Genomic DNA, 18,532 nt, shown 5'->3' on the forward strand with positions numbered 1-18,532 from the left:
GAGAGGGGCTTACATTCATGAAAAAACATACGGTTACCGCTGCACTCGCGGGCTTGCTTGTGCTATCTTCTGCTGTACCGGCCTTAGCTGCCGAGGTAAAACCCGCTACAGGTATTCAGGTTTGGGTAGATGGCAAGAAAGAGGCTTATCAGATCGCTCCTATTGTGAGAAATAAGCAGGTCTTAATTCCTTTGAGACAATTGGCCTCCAGTTTGGGAATTCCGCTGGATTCCAAGCATATTACGTTCAACACAGCGCGTCAAAGCACGACAATCCGTTATGGTCAGGCTACCGTTGTCCTGGTATCAGGAAGTCCGGAAGCGCAAATCAATGGAATTAAGGTGCCACTGTCCACTTCGACGATTTTAACCAAACAAGGGGTGACCTATGTTCCGGTGGATGTCGTTAAGGAGGCATGGGGCAAGCAAGTGACTTGGGACCCGGCCAGCCAAACTGTGCAAATCGGGATAAGCAACAAGGATAAGGTTGTTGAGATTCTGACAAGCTTTGAAACCGGAGATACGAAAGCGGCCGAAACTTGGGTTAGCAAGGATCAATATATCCAGCATAATCTGAGCTTTGCCAACGGTAGAGAGGGCCTGATCGAAGGTATTAAACAAATGAAAGGAGCCAATACACAGGTTGATATCCAAAGAATCATTCAGGATGGAGACTATGTAGCCGTTCATTATAAGGAAACTGATGATGGCAAACCAAGCGTATTGTTTGATATTTTCCGGTTCGACAAGAACGGTAAGATTGTTGAGCATTGGGACAACAGTCAGGAGCTGGCTCCAGCCAATCCGAGCGGCCGTACGATGATTGACGGAACGACAGAAATCACAGATCTTAACAAAACCGAAGCGAACAAAGCGTTGATTCGTAAGTTTGTGGATGATGTTCTGGTGGGCAAGAACCGCGCTGCACTGGAAAGCTACTATAACGGTGATCATTACATTCAGCATAATCCTTTCTTCGGGGATGGCGTAGCCAATCTGAAACAAGCATTTCCTGCTGTGAGTACCACGGGAACCACTTCTGGATACGATAAGGTTCACATGATCATTGGAGAAGGGAATTTCGTACTGGTTGTGAGTGAAGCGAAAACGCCTCAAGGTACTTCCGGCGCTGTCTACGATCTGTTCCGGGTGGAGAACGGCAAAGTAGCAGAGCATTGGGATGTAGTTCAGGACATTCCGTCTAAATCTGAGTGGAAAAACACAAACGGCAAGTTTTAAAAATGGCATTCACGGCATGACTGATCCTGAAGGTGATTCCCTAACTACCCTATCCTTGCTAAAATGATGGAAACATGATGAGTGGGGATGGGATGATGGGGAGTTTTAAACAGCGGGTAGGCTGTCTGCATGCGCATCACTCGAACATTGCCTATGTGGAAAGGGCTTTTGCCCCTTATGAGGTGGAAGTGAAGCATTTTGTGGACCCTGCACTCATGTACAGAGTTTCAACTGATCCAGACTTCTCGGCGGTGGATGCCAGTCGAAAGGTAGAAGAGCAACTGGAATGGATGGCTCAAAGCGGCATAGATGTTATTTTGATTACATGCACGAATTATATAGTCTTCGCGGAAAGGGTTCAATTGACGATGCCTACACCCGTGATAACGCTGGATGAACCCTTTTTCCATGAGATATGCGATGATCCGTTGCCACAAACCTTGGTATTTACGAATCCGGCTACTGTAGAGGGGACGATGAAACGTCTTTATCATATAGCGGCCCTGTTAGGTAAGTCAGATATCTCTTCGTTGATAGAGGTCAAGGTGGTGGAGCACGCTTTTGAGCTGATTATGCAAGGTCGCAAAGACGAGTATATGGAAGTGCTGGTCCGTTCATTGCATGAACTGAGAGAGGCTGATCCAGACAGAACGCTGGCTGTGGCGCAGTTATCTATGGTTGATGCTGCATTGCAGGTGGAGCTGGAGACGGGTCAGGCGATTGGCAATCCCTTACGGTCGTTGATGAATTTGCTTGAGAATTTGTTAGGTTGAACAATAAGCATGACCAAAAGAACTTCCAACCCGTATTCCGGGGCAGTGGAAGTTCTTTTTTTGCAGGATAGCGTGTGATTAGGCGTGCTTCTATGGTGTTCGTCATAAGGTATTCTGTTGATCTGGAGTGCTTAGTACTGCGCCTGCTGATTCTCTCTGGATGAGCGTAACGTATAGCCGTTCATGCTCCACGTCTTCCCCCGCTATGATTTTGAGAACTTGTTCGGCAGCTACTGCGCCCCATTTATGTTTGGAGTAATCAATGGTCGTCAGACGGGGCTGAATATATTGTGCCAGCTCGATATTATCAAAGCCAACGATATGAATGTCTTGGCCGATTGTAAGTTCCGACTGAGCCATTCGATTGTAAAAGCCTACTGCCATCTCATCATTGAGGCAGAATACCGCGACGGGTTCAGAATCCGGGCTGACATGTTGCTGTAAAATGATCTCGGCCGCCTGTTCACCGCCCGATTTTTCAAAATCGCCACCAATCTCGATCATTTCGGCGGTGCCGCTGCGCTCGATCGTCTGTTTGACCGCCTGCATCCGCTGCCATGAATCATAAGAGCCGTCCGGCCCGGTGACAACGTACAGCTTGCGGTGTCCCATTTCCAGCAAATGCTCTACCGCAAGAGCGGCACCTGCTTTGTTATCCAGCAGTACCTGATTAATGTTAGGATGATTCAGCTCACGGTCCAGCACGACCATTTTATGCCCGCGCTCGGCGTAATTCAGCAGTTCCTGACTATCGAACGTCTGATCCAGTATGATGGCTCCATCAATCATGCGCTCCGGCAGCATTCGGTGAGACTGCTTGCCGCTGCATACGATGAGGTCATAGTCTTTTCGGTTCAAAATTTCCTTGATGCCGTACAACAAATCTCCATAAACGTCTCCACGGAAATCGGTCAGGAAGACGCCGATAATTTTGGTTTCCCTTTTTTTGAGATTACGCGCGGCGGCATTTGGCACATAGTTAAGCTCTTTGGCAATAGCTAAAATACGTGCGCAGGTCTCTTCCGTTACCTTATCACTGCCGTTCAATGCGTATGAAACGGTAGATATGGAAACGCCCGCCTGTTTGGCGATATCTTTAATGCTGACCACATCGTTTCCTCCTTTTCGCCAGTCTTATACTTGCTATTGTATACCTGATTATTAAACTTGTATTTATTTCGAATATCGTAACTGGACGTGCAAGCAGCAAAGGGCGATCCCGCAAGATCGCCATTGCTTTGTTGCCTATACCTGATTTAGAATCGCTCTTGGGATTTAAGCAAAATGCTCTTTATAAAAAAATCTCCAGACGGTGTACACCGTCATGGTCTGCTAACGCCAGCTCGAAAGTCTTGCGCTTGATGCGCAGGGCACCCGAACGGTAGCGATTGTCGTCGACTGGCTCGCTCTTCAGTGGTGTTCCGTTCAATACCGCGCGGCCTTGCTCATCACTGCTATGCTCTTGCGGCATGCGGTAGACGAAGGTAACGGGTTTACCGGCAAAGGAAAATTCGAATTCCAGTCCGTCGAGATCATCCGGCAGTACAGGGTCCAGGATCAGGTCTTCGCCCGACTGACGGATACCAAGGACATTCGATATGAGCTGATTCATATAGATCCCCGGACCACTGGAGTAAATTCTCCAGCCGCCTTTGACTGGAACGGCTCCTTCACGCAGTTCACCAAACCGCTCTTGTGCTTCGTAGCGGGTATTAAACTTTCCGTCCGAGCTGCTGAAATACGCATTGCTCTGACGCCATTCGGCGTTCGGAACGGACGCGCGAATGCCGACCGGGTTGATGAGCTTCAGGCTGCGCCAAGCGTCATCTTTGCGACCGAGCTTGGCCATGGCTTCCGCGAAGCGGATATGGGCATGCACATATTGCAGCCCGACCTCGCGTCCGAAGTTGGCTGCTTGCTCTGCGCGCTTGAAGTGCGAACTCACACCGCCATCGTACTGTGCAGGGCGGCTCATCAGACGCACGCCATCCGGGCACAGGAACTGCTCGCGGATGAGCTGCTCATGAGCCAATGCTTGCTCCGGCGTGAGCAACTGGCTGATCATGCTGCGTGTCATCGGCAGCAAGCGGTAGTGAATCCCCGTCTCCGTATCGGACGGATGGAGCATCAGCTTGGGCTGACCGGGCTCTTCCATATACACGAAGCCCGGGATAATACCGCTCTCCAGCATGTAGCGGTTAAAGTCCTTGCGGATGCCTTCGGCCATCTGGTGCAGATCCCGTGCGATCTCGGCGGCTCCACTAACGACGCCTGCCGGGGCCTGCTCCAGTGCAGCAGCAAAGTTGCTAACCACCTGATAGGTGAGTGCAACGGTCCAACTGCTCGCCATGTATTGCTTCAGTTGAGCGTTAGCTGGCTGGAGCGTGTCATCCCAATCGCCGTCGCCGTAGGCCGACAAATGTGTATCATGAAGGAAATTCGCCCGAATATATTCGATTTCCTTCATCGCATGTTCCATGAGGGTCGCGGTCTGTTTTGTATAATCAAAAGTATGCCGGTTGGTGTAGGGTACATTTTCTTCCAGAATACTGTAGTCCCGGGTAGCGGTCAAATAATCTCCCAGTACCTTGAGCGGCCAGACGATAATATCGCCATGGCTTTCTTCTTGTTGAACGCGAGTATAGTTGTCAAACATAAACCATTGCGGCCAGTTTCCGCTATCCTCGTACTGATGGCTGAACACGGTCAGTAGAATGGAACGGACTTCGTCAAACTTTTGCACGGCTGAAAAATATTCCACCGGACCCTGACATACATCGCGTGTTCCCCAAGCTGCACCACCGTATTGTTCCAGACCATGAGGCACGGAATAGTGGACAAGCATATTGTGGGTATACCACCAGGCCACCGCATTCACACGGAACAGCTCGCTGGTTTCATGTCCGCTATGCGTCAGATGGAAGCCATTCATCAGCCCGGAAAAATATTGCCGATAGCGCTCGCGCTCAGCTTCGAAAGAGGCATCTTGTTCCGCATGTGCTTGACCTTTTCCGGATGGATAGCCATGCAGCCAGCCTTGTACGGTGCAGGTCCATTCGCTGCTGTCGCCTAGCTCCAGCACGACCAGAGATGCGTCGGGGGAAGCTGTACCCTGTAGCAGCGTGTGAGCGTCGCTCACTTGCTGTAACGGAGCGCCTTGTACCTGCATTCGGTACAACAGGTCCGGATAGGTTTCGGCGCTCAGGGAAGCCTGGTCTGCGCGGAAGAGCAGGTCCTCACCGTCCCGTTCCATATGAAACGGAAGCTCATATTCGTTCACATGCATGGACATTTGCTGAGTAACAAGGAACGGATAAGCTTTGCCGCTTGTCGAGCGAACGTGAAGCTGTACTTCTGGCGTGTCGGCGTTGGTATGGTTTGTAATGATGAGCGTATCGTCAGCAGTTTTGTAATACCAGCGCACATAGTTAAAGCCAATCTCGAACAGGGAAGGCATCGTGAGCAGATGGTATCTCCCGTGGATTCCGACATAGATACGCTGACCGGATGTTTTGGGAATATTGAGTGCATTACGCGCATTTGTGATCATTTTATTGAAATTCGTGTTGCCAATCACAAGCTGGGAATTGAACACTCCGTACATATAGGAGGTAGTTGTAATGGTTTCTTCCTTACCTCCCGCGTAATGCCCGCCCATTAAAATATGCCCATGGGGACGCTCTACACGAAGCTCTTTGGATTTGAGTACGACATGTTCATAGCTGTTTGTGAAAAAGGAGAGCAACGTGTCGTCGTCCCGTTCTTCTTCCTGCCGTTTCGGGAAGAGCTGATCCAGCTCGGCTGCGGTCATATCCAGCGTGCGCAGCGGCTCTCCGATGTTCTGGGCTGGAGCCACCCGCCCAGTTTGGAGATGACTTGTGACGTTCGCCGGGATGGCGGTCCCGGAAGCAGCTTCCATAATATTCGCTACTTCTTCGCGTGCTTTCGTCACCAGTTCATGGTATTCCAGCTTTGTAACGGCTGCCGGATGATTCGGCTGGAACAGGCCGTAAAAGGTAAAGTGTGCATCCCCGGCGAGCTTTGCCCGCTCGGATTGCAGCGCCGTATAAGCAAATTCGTATTGGTACACTTCATTGGCAAGCGAATCGCGGCGCAGTGCTTCTGGCTCGTTCGTTTCTTTATACGAAAGCCCAAAGAATTGAAATCCGTCCGTCGAATAACCGACGTTGCGGGTCAACGAGCCTTGCTGGATGTAAGGGAACGCTTGACTTTGCGGCTGGTTTTGACGGGAGCAGACCGTATAGCCTCTTTGTTCGTCATGGTAGACGGTATGGTCGATATATTGAGACAGATAAGCTTCATTACTGCGTACAGCCGCTGTATCCGCAATCCCGATATCCTGACCGTACACGATATCAGCTTCCACGTCATCGCCCTGTAGAGTTACATCCCAGAACCATACCCCAAGACGACTTAGCGTGAATGTCACCTGATAGCCGACACCTGATGTAAAGCCTTCCCAAATAATCTGTTGATCCGTTTGTCGTACTACTCCGGGTGAACGGACTCCCAGCAGAGGAGTGATGCTGACGTCGGACGGACGGTACAGTCGCAAGTACAGGTTGTTCAGGGAACCGTCGACAGAGTTGGTCAGCAGTTGATTAATCATGGTCGAGCCATGGGCGATTTTATATACATCACCGCTGCTCAAGAAGGTGAAGGACAGGTCTCCAACCCGTAGCAAAATATTTTGATCCAGACTTGTATTCATCAAAGGTTACGCCTCACTTTCCTGTTTCTTTCACTAAACGAAAACGTCCTTCGGTAGTATCTCGGCTGTTAGGTCCTGTAAAGACGGCGAATTCACCGCTGTCACTATCAAAGCTCAGGTCTGCATGGTGATAGCGCAGTTGAGGCTCGGCCAATGCAAATTCCACTTCCCGGCTTTCGCCCGGGGCAAGAAGAACCTTGCGGAAATCCTTCAGCTCTTTCATCGGGCGAACCGTATCTCCGCTGATATCACGGACATAGAATTGAACCGTTTCCTCGACAGGACGTGTTCCTGTGTTCGTTACCCGTACCTTCACGGTCAGTGCTTGACCGGGATTGAGGGTGTCGCTGGAAAGCTGTACGCTATCATAGGCTACTTTCGTATAGCTCAAGCCATAGCCAAACGGGAATAAAGGTTCGTTCGGTACGTCCAGGTATTGGGAGACGTAGCGTTCCTTTGTATTTGGGTCCAGCTGAGGACGTCCTGTATTAAAATGATTATAGTACACAGGCACCTGCCCCACCGATTGCGGGAAGGACATCGTCAGACGACCCGTTGGTTCAGCATCGCCGTACAGCAGATCGGCAATCGCCGCGCCGCCTTCACCGCCGGGGAACCAGGCTTCCAGTACGGCGTCTGCTTCTTCAATAACACCGTGCAGATCCAGTGGACGACCGTTGAACAGCACGGCTACCATAGGCTTGTTCAGCGTTTTCAGGCGTTTCACCAGCTCCAGTTGGGCTTGTGGCAGGCGAATATCCGAGCGGCTGCCCGCTTCGCCACTCATATCCGAGCGCTCACCGAGCGCCAGTACGATGACCTCTGCCTGGCTGGCAGCTTGCAGCGCTTTTGCATATTGTTCTTCAGATATTTCGTCTATAGAGCATCCAGTCGCTACCGAGAGCAGCGAGGAGGATATTTTCGATTTGAAGCCGTCAATGACTTGAACAGCTTCTTCTTGCGAACCGCTCCACGACCAGGAGCCAAGGATATCACCACTCTCTGCAAAAGGCCCGATCAGTGCGATATGCTGACTGCGATTCAGTGGAAGAACGGAATCGTTTTTGAGCAGTACGCATGATTTGATCGCCAATTCCTTGGCAACCGCACGGTGAGCTTCGCAGAACACGACTTCACGTTCCCGCTCAGGGTCTGCGCCACGCAGCGGATTATCGAACAAGCCCAGCTTTTGCTTGAGCTTCAATACGCGCATGACCGCCTCGTCGACGAGCGCTTCATCCAGCTGCCCGCTGCGAACCAGCTCAGGCAGATGCCCGTTATAGCAGGAGGTCATCATTTCAATGTCTACGCCCGCCAGCAGTGCTTTCTGTGCTGCCTCGCGCTCATCCTCGGCAATGCCGTGGGGAATAAGCTCCTTGATGGCGGCCCAATCCGAGATGAGCACACCGTCAAAGCCCCACTCGTCGCGAAGCAAATCGCGCATCAGGCGCTTGTTGCCCGTTGCAGCTACACCTTCTACGGTATTGAAGGAGGTCATCACCATTTCGCAGCCTTCATCTAGCGCAGCTTTGTAGGAGGGGAGATAATATTCGCGCAGCTGCCATGCGGACAGATCAACGGTATTGTAATCCCGTCCGCCTTCGCCTGCGCCATATGCGGCAAAATGCTTCACACACGCCGCCACCCGGTCCGTATCGTTCGTCAGGTCTTTGCCTTGAAAGCCGCGTACGAAAGCACGGGCAAATACACTATTGAGGTAAGGGTCTTCCCCTGTAGATTCCATTACACGGCCCCAGCGCGGGTCACGTACCAAGTCCACCATCGGAGCAAAGGTAACATGAACACCGGACACAGAAGCTTCTCTGGCAGCAATGGTAGCGCTCTCTTCTGCGAGCTGCACATTCCATGAACAGCCAATAGCCAACGGTATGGGAAAAATCGTTTTGAAGCCATGTACAATGTCTGCCATAATTAGAAGCGGAATACCTAGACGATTTTTGCTTAGATGTGCTTGTTGAACACGAATAGCTTCCTCGGCTCCTGCGATGCCAAGCACCGATCCGACGTTACGGACCGTTTCTTCTGTGATCCCTAAAGATGCCATAGGTCCGGTAATTTGGCCGTCCGTTTCCGCATCCTCAAAAAAGGCTCCGACGAGTTGGAGCAGTTGATCGACTTTTTCTTCAAGTGTCATATTTTGCAGATAGGAATTCAGTTGTTGTTCCATCATATAATCCTCCGTAAGCTGCTATGGTTGCAGCTTTCTTTTTCAGATCCATGAGATTTTTTGGTAAAAAATGATTCAAAGAAGCGACGAACAGGCTACTTTACATAAAAGCTTAGTTTCCTGTCGTATTATTAATCGAAACGTTTCTATTGTTGAACTCAGTTGGATTATATACGCTTTCAAATAGAGAGTCAAATCGAAATGGAGGGTCATTTTACCGAGAAAATAACTATTTATAGATGAAATGAAAGAAAATTGAGCATAATTCTATACGAATAAAAAATAATATCCCTATTGAATACGGTTTCAATTTGTTTTATAATGACTATCGAAACGTTTCTATTGATGGGTATGGTCCTTAGGCTTTCCACATATTTTTTATAAAAGGCAGGATTTAATTGGCTTTAAACGCTGTATGCTTTATCGTGTGTAATCGAATCCGTTATCATATTTGAATGATCGGTGAGCCGGTCATCTCGGGAGGAATTTGTATGATGAAAAGAACGTTAGGGATCATTTTGGCAAGCACCTTATTACTGGGGGGCGCGTTGGCAGGCTGTTCGTCCAAGGATGAATCATCCGGCAAGGATGCGAATGGAAAAACGACGATTACCCTATGGGGCATGGGGGCGGAAGGTAAGTTGCTGCCTGAGATTGCAAAGGATTTTGAAAAGGAAAATCCTGATATTCATGTAGATGTGCAGGCACTGCCTTGGGATAACGCTCACGATAAGCTGCTGACAGCAGTTGCTTCCAAATCCGGTCCGGATGTGGTTCAGTTGGGTACATCATGGGTTCCGGAGCTTGCATCTGCGGGTGCATTGACGGACATCACCCCTTATATCAGTAAATATCCTGAGCTGGAATCGAAGAATTTCTTCCCGGGTGCTGTGGATACGGCAAAATTTGAGGGAAAACCTGTAGGAGTTCCTTGGTATACCGAAACGAAAGTTTTGTTCTACCGTTCAGATCTATTGAAGCAAGTTGGATATAATGAAGCCCCTAAAACGTGGGAAGAACTTTCTGATGCTGCTCAAAAGCTGGCAGCGCGTGGCAAAGGGAAATATGGTATTGCCATTAATTCGAAGGAGCAGTCTCTGGGCTTTATGTTCGCTCTTCAGAACGGCTCCAAGCTGATCGATGAGCAGGGCAATCCGCTGTTCAACCAGCCACCGTTTGTAGAAGCTGTGAAGTATTTGAACACCTTTTTCCAAAACGGCTCCAATGCCCTTGATCTTGGGATAGATTCCGTTCAGGGATTGCAAGGGGATGGTATCGTTCCTATGTTTATCAGCGGTCCCTTCATGATTAGAGAAATCAAGAGCAAGGCACCTGAGCTGGATGGAAAATGGAATATAGCCGAGCTTCCTGGCAAAGTAAACAATCTGTCTGTTTTGGGAGGGTCGAACCTTTCGATTATGCAGTTTAGCAAGCACCCGGAGGAATCGGCCAAATTCCTGGCTTTCATGAGTAAACCGGAAACGCAGCTGAAATGGATGGAGCTGTCCAGTACCTTGCCTGCCGCTACCAAGTCATGGGAAGATGCAAAACTGAAGAATGATCCGATGCTTCAAACGATTCGTAAGCAGCTCGATCATTCCGCAGCATTACCGCAACTGGCAGCATGGGAAGAGGTTTCTCAGCAATTCATCAAGAGCTTCGAACGCATTTACCGTGGTCAAGCCGACGTACAGAAGGAAATGGATGACTTTAACCAGCAAGCTGCAAGTATTATGAAAAAATAATGATCCGTATCCGTCATTGTCAAAGGGAGTGAAGGCATGAAAGGAAGCTCGCAGAAGCTTGCGCCATACTTGTTTATCGGTCCCTCCATCATTCTGCTGACGCTGTTTTCGCTGTTGCCGATTTTACTGGCACTCGTGATCAGCTTCACAGATATGGATCTGTCAGGACTCGTTAATTATGATAATATTCGCTTTATAGGACTGGAAAATTACAAGAATGTGCTAATAGACCCTTCTTTTCTAAAGTCCATTGGGAACACTCTATTTTTCGTCATCATCGGGGTTCCTTTAGTGCTATTGTTTTCACTCAGCATTGCAATCCTGATTAACATGGGTAAATCACGTACTTTCAAAGTTTTCCGCGTGGTGTTCTATCTGCCGTCCGTAACGAACGTGGTGGCGGTAGCGGTGGTCTGGAGTTATTTGTATAATCCGACCCTCGGGCTTTTCAACTATGTACTGGGCATGATGAATCTGGAGCCTGTCCCTTGGCTGACCGATCCTACGATGGCGAAAATTTCGCTTATTTTATTGGCTGTTTGGCGGGGAATAGGCTTGAATATGATTATTTTCATTGCTGCCATTAAAGGGATTCCGGGTTCTTACTATGAGGCGGCTCAGCTTGACGGGGCCAGCACATGGCAACAAATTCGTTATATTACCCTTCCGCAGCTCCGCTACGCTATTTTCTTCGTGTCCATTACAACGATGATCGGCTGGCTGCAATTTTTCGAGGAACCGTTCGTCATGACCAAAGGGAAACCGCTTGACGGCACACTATCAGCATCCCTGTTTATATACAATAACGGTTTCCAATTTAGTAAATTCGGTTATGCCGCGGCGGGATCGTTCATTCTGTTCTTTGCGATCATCGCGGTGACGCTGATTCAGTTCCGTTTGCAAAATAAAGCGGAGTCCTGATAGAGAGAGGTGATGAACGTGAAAACAGCTGTTCAGCAAGCCCGCGCCAATTCGCGCAGTGGAGAAAAAACATTTCAATGGTTCGTGGCGATTCTCCTGACCGTGGGAGGTCTGTTGATGGTGCTGCCTTTTGCGTGGATGATTTTATCCTCCTTTAAGACGGAGAGCGAGGTAACCCAAATTCCTCCAACCATCTGGCCGCAGCATTTCACATTGGACAATTTTAAAACACTATTTGATAGCATGGCTTTTGGCACCTATCTGACCAATACGCTAGTGATTGTATTAGCTTCCTTTTTTGGATTATTCCTGAACGCCATGGCAGGCTACGGCTTTGCCAAATTCAAATTTAAAGGTAAAGGTTTCCTGTTCTATTTGGTGCTGGCCACGATGATGGTTCCGGGGCAGGTGACGATGATTCCTGTATATTTGATTTTGAACCAGATGGGATTAACCAACACCATGATGGGGATTGTACTTCCCGGCTTGGTAGGCGCCTTCGCCATCTTCCTGTTCAGACAGTTCATGTCCGATATTCCGGAAGAACTGCTGGAGGCAACGCGCCTTGATGGTGCAGGGGAGTTTCGTACTTTCCTGCAAATTGTACTGCCTATCTCAACACCGATTTTGGCAGTACAGGCCATTCTGACCTTTATCGGCGGTTGGAACAGCTTCCTGTGGCCGCTCATTATTGCGAACGATGAGAAGCTGTATACGTTGTCCGTGGGACTGTCGTTGCTCAAAGGTCAAAATGAGAGCCAGTTCGCGCTCCAGATGGCAGGCTCGACCTTCATGGTTGTACCGATCATGATCATATTCATTGTTTTCCAAAAGTATATTATCGAAAATTATACGATTTCGGGCATTAAGTAGTAGTTGTAGCGCGGTGGGTTATAGGCTACACATAGCAACGGCGGAGTTTCTTGGTTTAATACCGAGGAACTCCGCCGTTTTGTTGTTTTACTTTTATACTTGAATGGATTTAATTTCTTGTTCAGATAATCCGGTAGCCTTTGCAATCGTTGCTATGTCCAGGCCCATGGACAGCATGTTTTTGGCGATATTCTTTTTCTCTTCTATTTTTCCTTTCGCCATACCGACGGATTCTGCTCTATCGAGCATGGAAGCTTCATCGTGCAGGTATTTCTGCCGGGCTTCATACAGACGTCTTGCTTCCGAATCCTGACTCAAGAATTGCAGCGTGTCCATGGCTTTTTCCAATCCTGGTTCGTTCATTTTCAAAACCTCCCATTTGGATGGATCTGCGCCTTTAAGAAACAACAGCCAGTTGATAAGCCCTCCTTCTTCGAAGGATGCGGTTTGCTCATCCAGCTTCAGCAGTTCCAAAAAGTGTACTTCAATATCATCAATAAGTGATATCCCTGTGCGGTCCTCACGTAAATGGAATACATTGTGGTATTCATCGTTAGGTAAAAAAGAATAGTTGAGGATGTTAATGGTCACACATTTTTTAGTTCCTGGTATTTTTCGCCCTCATGAAGCTGTCCCGCATATCGCTTACTCCAATAAAACAATGTCCGCTTCTCAATATCGTATTTGTTGAAAAGCTGCATTTCGATATCAATTAGTTTGCCCTCTGCGGTCTTGGCATAGACATCAAAGATAGACTGCTTGTCGAGCGGATTGTCCTTATCCGTATAGGGATTCATTAAAATAATTTCGGTTAATTGAGCTTCTCCAGCTCCCGTTTAGTAATAATTATATCATTTTTTTAAGATATCAGAATGTCTGAACTTCTTTTCCGAATGATACTGTTTTGGGGTTACACAACATAATCTTAGGGTAAAAACCAACCTAGGATGTGTATTCCATGAACGATAGCTCATTTTCACCCCGACCCTTTGATAAACCTAATTTTCTGATACTCCTTGTGGATGAGGAACGGTATCCTGCGGTTTATGAAAACCCGGAAATCAAAGAATGGAGCAGACAAAATCTGGTTACGCAAGGACTCTTGAGGTCTCACGGGCTGGAGTTTCACAGGCATTATATTGGAAGTGCTGCATGCAGCCCCAGCAGGACAACCTTATTTACTGGCCATTATCCGTCACTCCATGGTGTAACTCAGACAGATGGGGTGGCCAAGGGAGCATTCGACTCAGATATGTTCTGGCTGGATAGAAACACGGTGCCTACGATGGGGGATTATTTTCGCGCAGTCGGATACCAAACGTATTATAAAGGAAAATGGCATATATCCGATGAGGATATTATCAACCCGGGTACGCACAAAGCCCTCCCCAGCTATCATCCGCTGACGGGTGTACCCGACAGAAGACTGGAAGGCATATATGAGCAAGCCGACCGCTTGGATAACTTTGGATTTTCCGGGTGGATCGGTCCGGAGCCGCATGGGAGAAACCCACGAAATTCCGGTTCCTCCGCCGCTGTTGGTTTAAGCGGGCGAGATGAGGTGTATGCCGCAGAAACCGTTGAGCTAATCGAAGCCCTTGACCGTCGGAAAGAACATGACAACCATGCAGAGCCTTGGTTAATCGTAACTTCATTTGTGAACCCGCATGATATTGTTTTATATGGTGCTATTACTGCACGGTTGCCCATGTTTCGATTTGAGGTGGAGCCGATGCCAGCGGTCGCTCCTCCACCGACGATCAACGAATGGCTGGCTACAAAGCCGCGCTGTCAGGCAAGCTACAGGGATATTTACCCTAGAGCGTTACAGCCCATTATTGATCAGCCCTTTTACCGAAAGCTGTACTACCAGTTGCAAAAAAATGCAGACCGTCAGATGCTTAAGGTATTTGAAGCACTGACCCGTTCTTCTTTCTACGATAATACCATAGTGATTTTTACGTCCGATCATGGAGATTTGCTAGGCGCTCACGGCAATCTTCATCAAAAATTTTACTGTGCGTACGAAGAGGTTGTGCATGTGCCTTTGGTTATCCATAACCAACATCTGTTTCCTCAATATAAAAGCGAGCATACCCTGACAAACCACGTGGATCTCCTGCCTACCATGCTTGGACTGGCGAATGCTGACATCGCTGCGATCCAGAGCGGCCTGCAAAACAGCTTTAGCGAAGCCCGTCCCTTGGTGGGACGTAATCTTACTCCTGTTATCCGAGGACAGAACCAGGGGGAGATAGCTGACCAGCCGGTTTATTTTATGACCGACGACGATGTGACCCGAGGCCAGCAGCAGATCAATATACTGGGAGAGGCATATCCGTCTGTTGTTCAGCCCAATCATATCGAGACTGTCATTACGACCCTGCAAAGAGATGGTGTGAAGGAGTTGTGGAAGTTTACCCGCTATTTTGACAGTACTCAATTCTGGAGCCAACCGGGGGTGAAGGATGTTACTATGCGACCCGTGGGTGATCATACATGCGGACAATACTCTCAATGGGCTACACAGGTCAAAACAAAACCGGATCGTGACGAATTTGAATTGTATAACCTAACCAACGACCCTTTGGAAACATGTAACCTTGCCCATCCCGCATTTGCAACGCAGCAGACCAGAAGCGTTCAACAACAGATGATGCACTTACTGGAGGAACAACGTAAACAAAAGCGTTTACATCCCGCTCAATCAGGCATATGGTGAAAACTACGCGTTTCCCCTTTTGTATCTGGCTACAATGTCACAATACGAACAGCGGAGCTTCTCTTTGAAGGAGGGGCTCCGCTTTTTCGGGCTCACATAGCCATGTTTTGTATATGGGTTAGACAATATTGATGGGATCATGTACGAAGATAGAGCGTGTATTCATTTTTTGAAAGCTGCATCCAACGTATACAAGGGCAGATTTTCCGGCAAAGCTGCCGGGCGCAGGCATGTGCTCTGCATCGGATAGAACGACTGTTCATCGGAGGAATCATGGAACGCCCACATCGCCTCCAGCACATGGTAGGCCAGTTCACCGCTGGCGCGGTGAGGCCGTCCGCTGCGGATAGCGTAGGCCATATCGGCAACGCCGATGCCCCGTGTATTCTCCTGGTAGCCCGGCAGCAGCGGCGCCTCTGTCCATTCCTGCTCGCCCAGCAGCCTGTAGCGAACCGGCCCTCCGAACGTGTTCGGGTCAGGCACCTGCAGCGTGCCAAGAGAACCATATACCTCAATCGGTGGCAGGGAGCTTCCACCAAAGATGTCAAAGCTGGTAATCAGCGTGCCGACAGCCCCCTGCTCGAAGCGTAGCAATCCGGCCACATGGGTCGGAATGTCGACCGGGATGGTCTGGCCTCTCTTTTTCTCGCTTGTAATCATTCGCTGGTCCAGCGCCCTGCCTGTCATGCCGGAGATGGTGGCAATCGGACCAAGCAATTGCACCAAAGCTGTCAAATAATAAGGCCCCATATCAAACATCGGGCCGCCGCCCACAGCATAATAAAATTCAGGATCGGGATGCCAATGTTCATGTCCACGGCTCATCATGAAGGCCGTAGCGGCTACCGGCCTGCCAATGACCCCGTCCTCAATCAGCTTCAATGACGTCTGTATGCCGGAGCCGAAGAAGGTCTCCGGTGCGCAGCCAACAAGCAGTCCCTTGCGGCGGGCCAGCTCCAAGACTGCCTGGCCCTGCTCACGGGTGACTGCAAGCGGCTTCTCTACATAGACATGCTTGCCTGTCTCAAGAGCTCTGAGGCACACGTCGGCGTGAACGGCCGGAATGGTCAGATTAATGATGAGTTCGATCTCTGGATCAGCCAGGATCTCGTCTACCGAATATACGTTCGGAACGTTGTACGCTGCTGCCTGCTCCTTAGCCCGGCCTTGGTCCAGATCCGCTACTGCGGACAGCTCCAGAATGTCGAAGCGATGGCAATTTTCCATGTAAATTCCGCTGATTTTACCACAACCGATAATGCCCACCTTCATTTTGTTCATGCCTGGACTCCCTTCACCTTCAAAAAATGGATAATGGAATTTCCTACTGCATCCGAACCATCCTGTCCACGCTACCGCTGCTGGTTGTCTGCCATGCCAGTATAAGCATCTGCCAGGGAGCTTCCCCGGGCAGCCGCCGTCTGTTTGCCTGCTGCCGCCCACAGGAACCCGCTGCGCATCATCTCGGTCACTTGAGGCATATCTATGATATCCGCGTGATGTCCCAGCGAATTGTAGAAGACGCGGCCGTTCCCCCAGCGCTTCGTCCATACAACGGGCATATCCACCAGCCCGTTGGCTGAATGTGGTCCCGGTACGACCGGGAAGCGTGTGGTTGCCAGCACTTCAACCGCCGGGTCTACGTGGAGGTAGTACTGCTCGCTTTTGACCTGAAAATCCTCAATATGGTCCAGCAGCGGGCTGGAGCCGCGCTTCATGTTCACCATATACTCCACCCCGTCATTGCCGGGATGTGCAACCCATTGCCCGCCTGTCATGAACTGCCAGTCCACATTGTTCCGGAAGGCATCACACATGCCGCCATGGCAGCCTGCCAGGCCTACGCCGCTCTGAACTGCTGCCGAGACATTATTGACCAGTTCCTGCTCAATCTGTCCCATGGTCCACAACGGAACGATCAGGTCCAGGCCTAGCAGCTTCTCCGCATCCTGGTAGGCTTCAAGGCTATTAGACACCTCCACCTCGAATTGCTCTTCCTTCAGAATCCGTTCAGAAATGGCCGCCACCTGTTCCGGCTCATGTCCGTCCCATCCGCCCCATACAATCAGTGCCTTGCTCATCTGTAATCCACTCACCTTTCGGAATGTGATAGTTATATTACATTTCTTCAATGGATACCCAGCGGCGCTCCTCTATGGATCGTTCCACTGCTTCAAGCACGGCCTGACAAGCGACCCCGTCGTGGAAGTTCGGTACAGGCTGCCGTCCCTCGGAGATGGCACTCATCAGCTCAAGCATCTCGTGGGTGAAGGTATGCTCGAATCCGATCGTATGTCCCGCAGGCCACCAGGCCTCGGAGTACTTGTGTGCCGGATCGGTGGCGAGCACGCGGCGGAAGCCCTGAACGTCCTCCTCATCTTGCGTGAAATACACTTCCAGTTCGTTCATTCGTTCAAAGTCAAACCGCACACTGCCCAGACTACCGTTGATCTCGAATGAATTGGTGCTCCGGTGTCCAGCCGCAAACCGTGTGGCCTCGAAGCTGCCCAGCGCACCTTCGGCGAAGCGTGCCAGGAACAGCGTGGCATCATCGACCGTCACTTCTCCCATCGGCGCATTCGCCCCGGCGCTGCCCTTGGCGCTCAATCCGGTCATCTCCGAAGCCAGCGGGCGCTGCTTGATGAACGTCTCGCTCATACCGATCACTTCATGGAACTCGCCGACCAGGAACCGGGCGAGATCAATCAGATGGGCGCCAAGATCACCATGAGAGCCAGAACCTGCCACTTCCTTTTGCAGCCGCCACACCAGCGGGAAGGACGGGTCCATGATCCAGTCCTGAAGGAAAAAGGCACGGAAATGATAGATTTTGCCCAGGCGACCGCTCTCGACTAGCTGCTTAGCCAGTTGGACAGCCGGAGAGAAGCGGTAGTTGAAGCCGATCATATGTCTGACACCCGCTTCCTCCGCTGCCTGTAGCATGTCACGGGAATCCGCCAGCGAGAGCGCAAGCGGCTTTTCACAGAACAGATGCTTGCCATGGAGGGCAGCCTCAACGACAATTTCCTTATGGGCATTACTCGGGGCGTTGATGTCAATGAGATCAATATCGTCACGTTTCACCAGATCACGCCAATTGGTAACGCTTTCGGTCCAGCCGAACTGGCGGGCAGCCGCCTGAACCCCCTGCTCGTTGCGTCCACAGATGACGGACATCTCCGGCTGCAGCGGGGCACCCGGGAAGAACATGGGCAGGCTACGGTAAGCGTTGCTGTGAGCCTTGCCCATAAATTTGTAGCCAACCATTCCGATACGAAGCCGATTAGACATGTCGTTATCCTCCTTATGGGTCTGAGTTCCAGCGAATTGTTGACGAATG

At 50.0% G+C, this 18,532-nt stretch carries 12 protein-coding genes and 1 pseudogene; 6 read left to right on the plus strand and 7 right to left on the minus strand.

The features are described 5' to 3' along the window. Positions 1-17 precede the first annotated feature (17 nt). Both ABIA61_RS22160 and ABIA61_RS22165 read left to right on the plus strand, forming a co-directional pair. A complete protein-coding gene (locus ABIA61_RS22160) occupies positions 18-1,238 on the plus strand; it encodes a stalk domain-containing protein (protein ID WP_283654238.1) in 1,221 nt (406 codons plus the stop codon). A gap of 95 nt (positions 1,239-1,333) precedes the next feature. After that, entirely contained in the window at positions 1,334-2,011 is a 678-nt protein-coding gene (locus ABIA61_RS22165; RefSeq protein WP_404581262.1) for a hypothetical protein, read from the plus strand. 102 nt (positions 2,012-2,113) lie between these two features. Here ABIA61_RS22165 and ABIA61_RS22170 read toward each other — a convergent pair whose 3' ends face one another. The 3 genes from ABIA61_RS22170 to ABIA61_RS22180 all read right to left on the minus strand — a co-directional run bounded on the left by ABIA61_RS22170 (position 2,114) and on the right by ABIA61_RS22180 (position 8,931). Then, positions 2,114-3,121 carry a LacI family DNA-binding transcriptional regulator gene (locus ABIA61_RS22170; protein WP_404521626.1) on the minus strand — a complete coding sequence of 336 codons (1,008 nt, stop codon included), beginning with the start codon at positions 3,119-3,121 and terminating at the stop codon, positions 2,114-2,116. Positions 3,122-3,302: 181 nt separating this feature from the next. Continuing rightward, positions 3,303-6,743, minus strand: coding sequence for a GH36-type glycosyl hydrolase domain-containing protein (locus ABIA61_RS22175; RefSeq protein WP_404581263.1), 3,441 nt, complete (start codon positions 6,741-6,743; stop codon positions 3,303-3,305). A gap of 13 nt (positions 6,744-6,756) precedes the next feature. Then, positions 6,757-8,931, minus strand: coding sequence for a glycoside hydrolase family 3 N-terminal domain-containing protein (locus ABIA61_RS22180; RefSeq protein ID WP_283656172.1), 2,175 nt, complete (start codon positions 8,929-8,931; stop codon positions 6,757-6,759). A 491-nt stretch (positions 8,932-9,422) separates the two neighbouring features. On the opposite strand from ABIA61_RS22180, the gene ABIA61_RS22185 reads away from it, so the two are divergent. Genes ABIA61_RS22185 through ABIA61_RS22195 form a run of 3 tightly spaced genes read left to right on the plus strand, consistent with a single transcriptional unit; the run spans position 9,423 to position 12,470 of the window. Further along, positions 9,423-10,676 carry an extracellular solute-binding protein gene (locus tag ABIA61_RS22185; RefSeq protein WP_404521629.1) on the plus strand — a complete coding sequence of 418 codons (1,254 nt, stop codon included), beginning with the start codon at positions 9,423-9,425 and terminating at the stop codon, positions 10,674-10,676. Between the two features lie 36 nt (positions 10,677-10,712). Next, positions 10,713-11,597, plus strand: a complete 885-nt coding sequence (locus ABIA61_RS22190) for a carbohydrate ABC transporter permease (RefSeq protein WP_283654241.1) — start codon at positions 10,713-10,715, stop codon at positions 11,595-11,597. Between the two features lie 18 nt (positions 11,598-11,615). Then, the gene (locus ABIA61_RS22195; protein WP_044646507.1) at positions 11,616-12,470 is read left to right on the plus strand and encodes a carbohydrate ABC transporter permease; all 855 of its coding nucleotides are present in this window, start codon (positions 11,616-11,618) and stop codon (positions 12,468-12,470) included. 93 nt (positions 12,471-12,563) lie between these two features. Here the strand turns inward: ABIA61_RS22195 and ABIA61_RS22200 are convergent. Further along, positions 12,564-13,300 (minus strand): annotated as a pseudogene (locus ABIA61_RS22200) (Rpn family recombination-promoting nuclease/putative transposase); the annotation flags it as partial. A gap of 128 nt (positions 13,301-13,428) precedes the next feature. Between ABIA61_RS22200 and ABIA61_RS22205 the strand changes: the two are divergent. Beyond that, a complete protein-coding gene (locus ABIA61_RS22205; protein WP_404581264.1) occupies positions 13,429-15,192 on the plus strand; it encodes a sulfatase family protein in 1,764 nt (587 codons plus the stop codon). A 162-nt stretch (positions 15,193-15,354) separates the two neighbouring features. Here the strand turns inward: ABIA61_RS22205 and ABIA61_RS22210 are convergent, their stop codons facing one another. From ABIA61_RS22210 to ABIA61_RS22220, 3 genes are all read right to left on the minus strand, one after another. Next, positions 15,355-16,473 carry a Gfo/Idh/MocA family protein gene (locus ABIA61_RS22210; RefSeq protein ID WP_283654243.1) on the minus strand — a complete coding sequence of 373 codons (1,119 nt, stop codon included), beginning with the start codon at positions 16,471-16,473 and terminating at the stop codon, positions 15,355-15,357. Positions 16,474-16,544: 71 nt separating this feature from the next. After that, positions 16,545-17,273 (minus strand): ThuA domain-containing protein, encoded by a 729-nt coding sequence (locus ABIA61_RS22215; RefSeq protein WP_283654244.1) that lies wholly within the window; start codon positions 17,271-17,273, stop codon positions 16,545-16,547. Between the two features lie 37 nt (positions 17,274-17,310). Next, positions 17,311-18,483, minus strand: coding sequence for a Gfo/Idh/MocA family protein (locus tag ABIA61_RS22220; protein WP_283654245.1), 1,173 nt, complete (start codon positions 18,481-18,483; stop codon positions 17,311-17,313). Positions 18,484-18,532 lie beyond the last annotated feature (49 nt).

The organism is Paenibacillus sp. RC21 (assembly GCF_044907935.1).
Taxonomy (GTDB): domain Bacteria; phylum Bacillota; class Bacilli; order Paenibacillales; family Paenibacillaceae; genus Paenibacillus; species Paenibacillus terrae_A.

Bases quoted from the DNA above. Each gene is read 5' to 3' on its own strand.
- ABIA61_RS22160 (WP_283654238.1), top strand. From the start codon at position 18: ATGAAAAAACATACGGTTACCGCTGCACTCGCGGGCTTGCTTGTGCTA.
- ABIA61_RS22165 (WP_404581262.1), top strand. From the start codon at position 1,334: ATGGGGAGTTTTAAACAGCGGGTAGGCTGTCTGCATGCGCATCACTCG.
- ABIA61_RS22175 (WP_404581263.1), bottom strand. From the start codon at position 6,743: ATGAATACAAGTCTGGATCAAAATATTTTGCTACGGGTTGGAGACCTG.
- ABIA61_RS22180 (WP_283656172.1), bottom strand. From the start codon at position 8,931: ATGGAACAACAACTGAATTCCTATCTGCAAAATATGACACTTGAAGAA.
- ABIA61_RS22185 (WP_404521629.1), top strand. From the start codon at position 9,423: ATGATGAAAAGAACGTTAGGGATCATTTTGGCAAGCACCTTATTACTG.
- ABIA61_RS22190 (WP_283654241.1), top strand. From the start codon at position 10,713: ATGAAAGGAAGCTCGCAGAAGCTTGCGCCATACTTGTTTATCGGTCCC.
- ABIA61_RS22205 (WP_404581264.1), top strand. From the start codon at position 13,429: ATGAACGATAGCTCATTTTCACCCCGACCCTTTGATAAACCTAATTTT.
- ABIA61_RS22210 (WP_283654243.1), bottom strand. From the start codon at position 16,473: ATGAACAAAATGAAGGTGGGCATTATCGGTTGTGGTAAAATCAGCGGA.
- ABIA61_RS22215 (WP_283654244.1), bottom strand. From the start codon at position 17,273: ATGAGCAAGGCACTGATTGTATGGGGCGGATGGGACGGACATGAGCCG.
- ABIA61_RS22220 (WP_283654245.1), bottom strand. From the start codon at position 18,483: ATGTCTAATCGGCTTCGTATCGGAATGGTTGGCTACAAATTTATGGGC.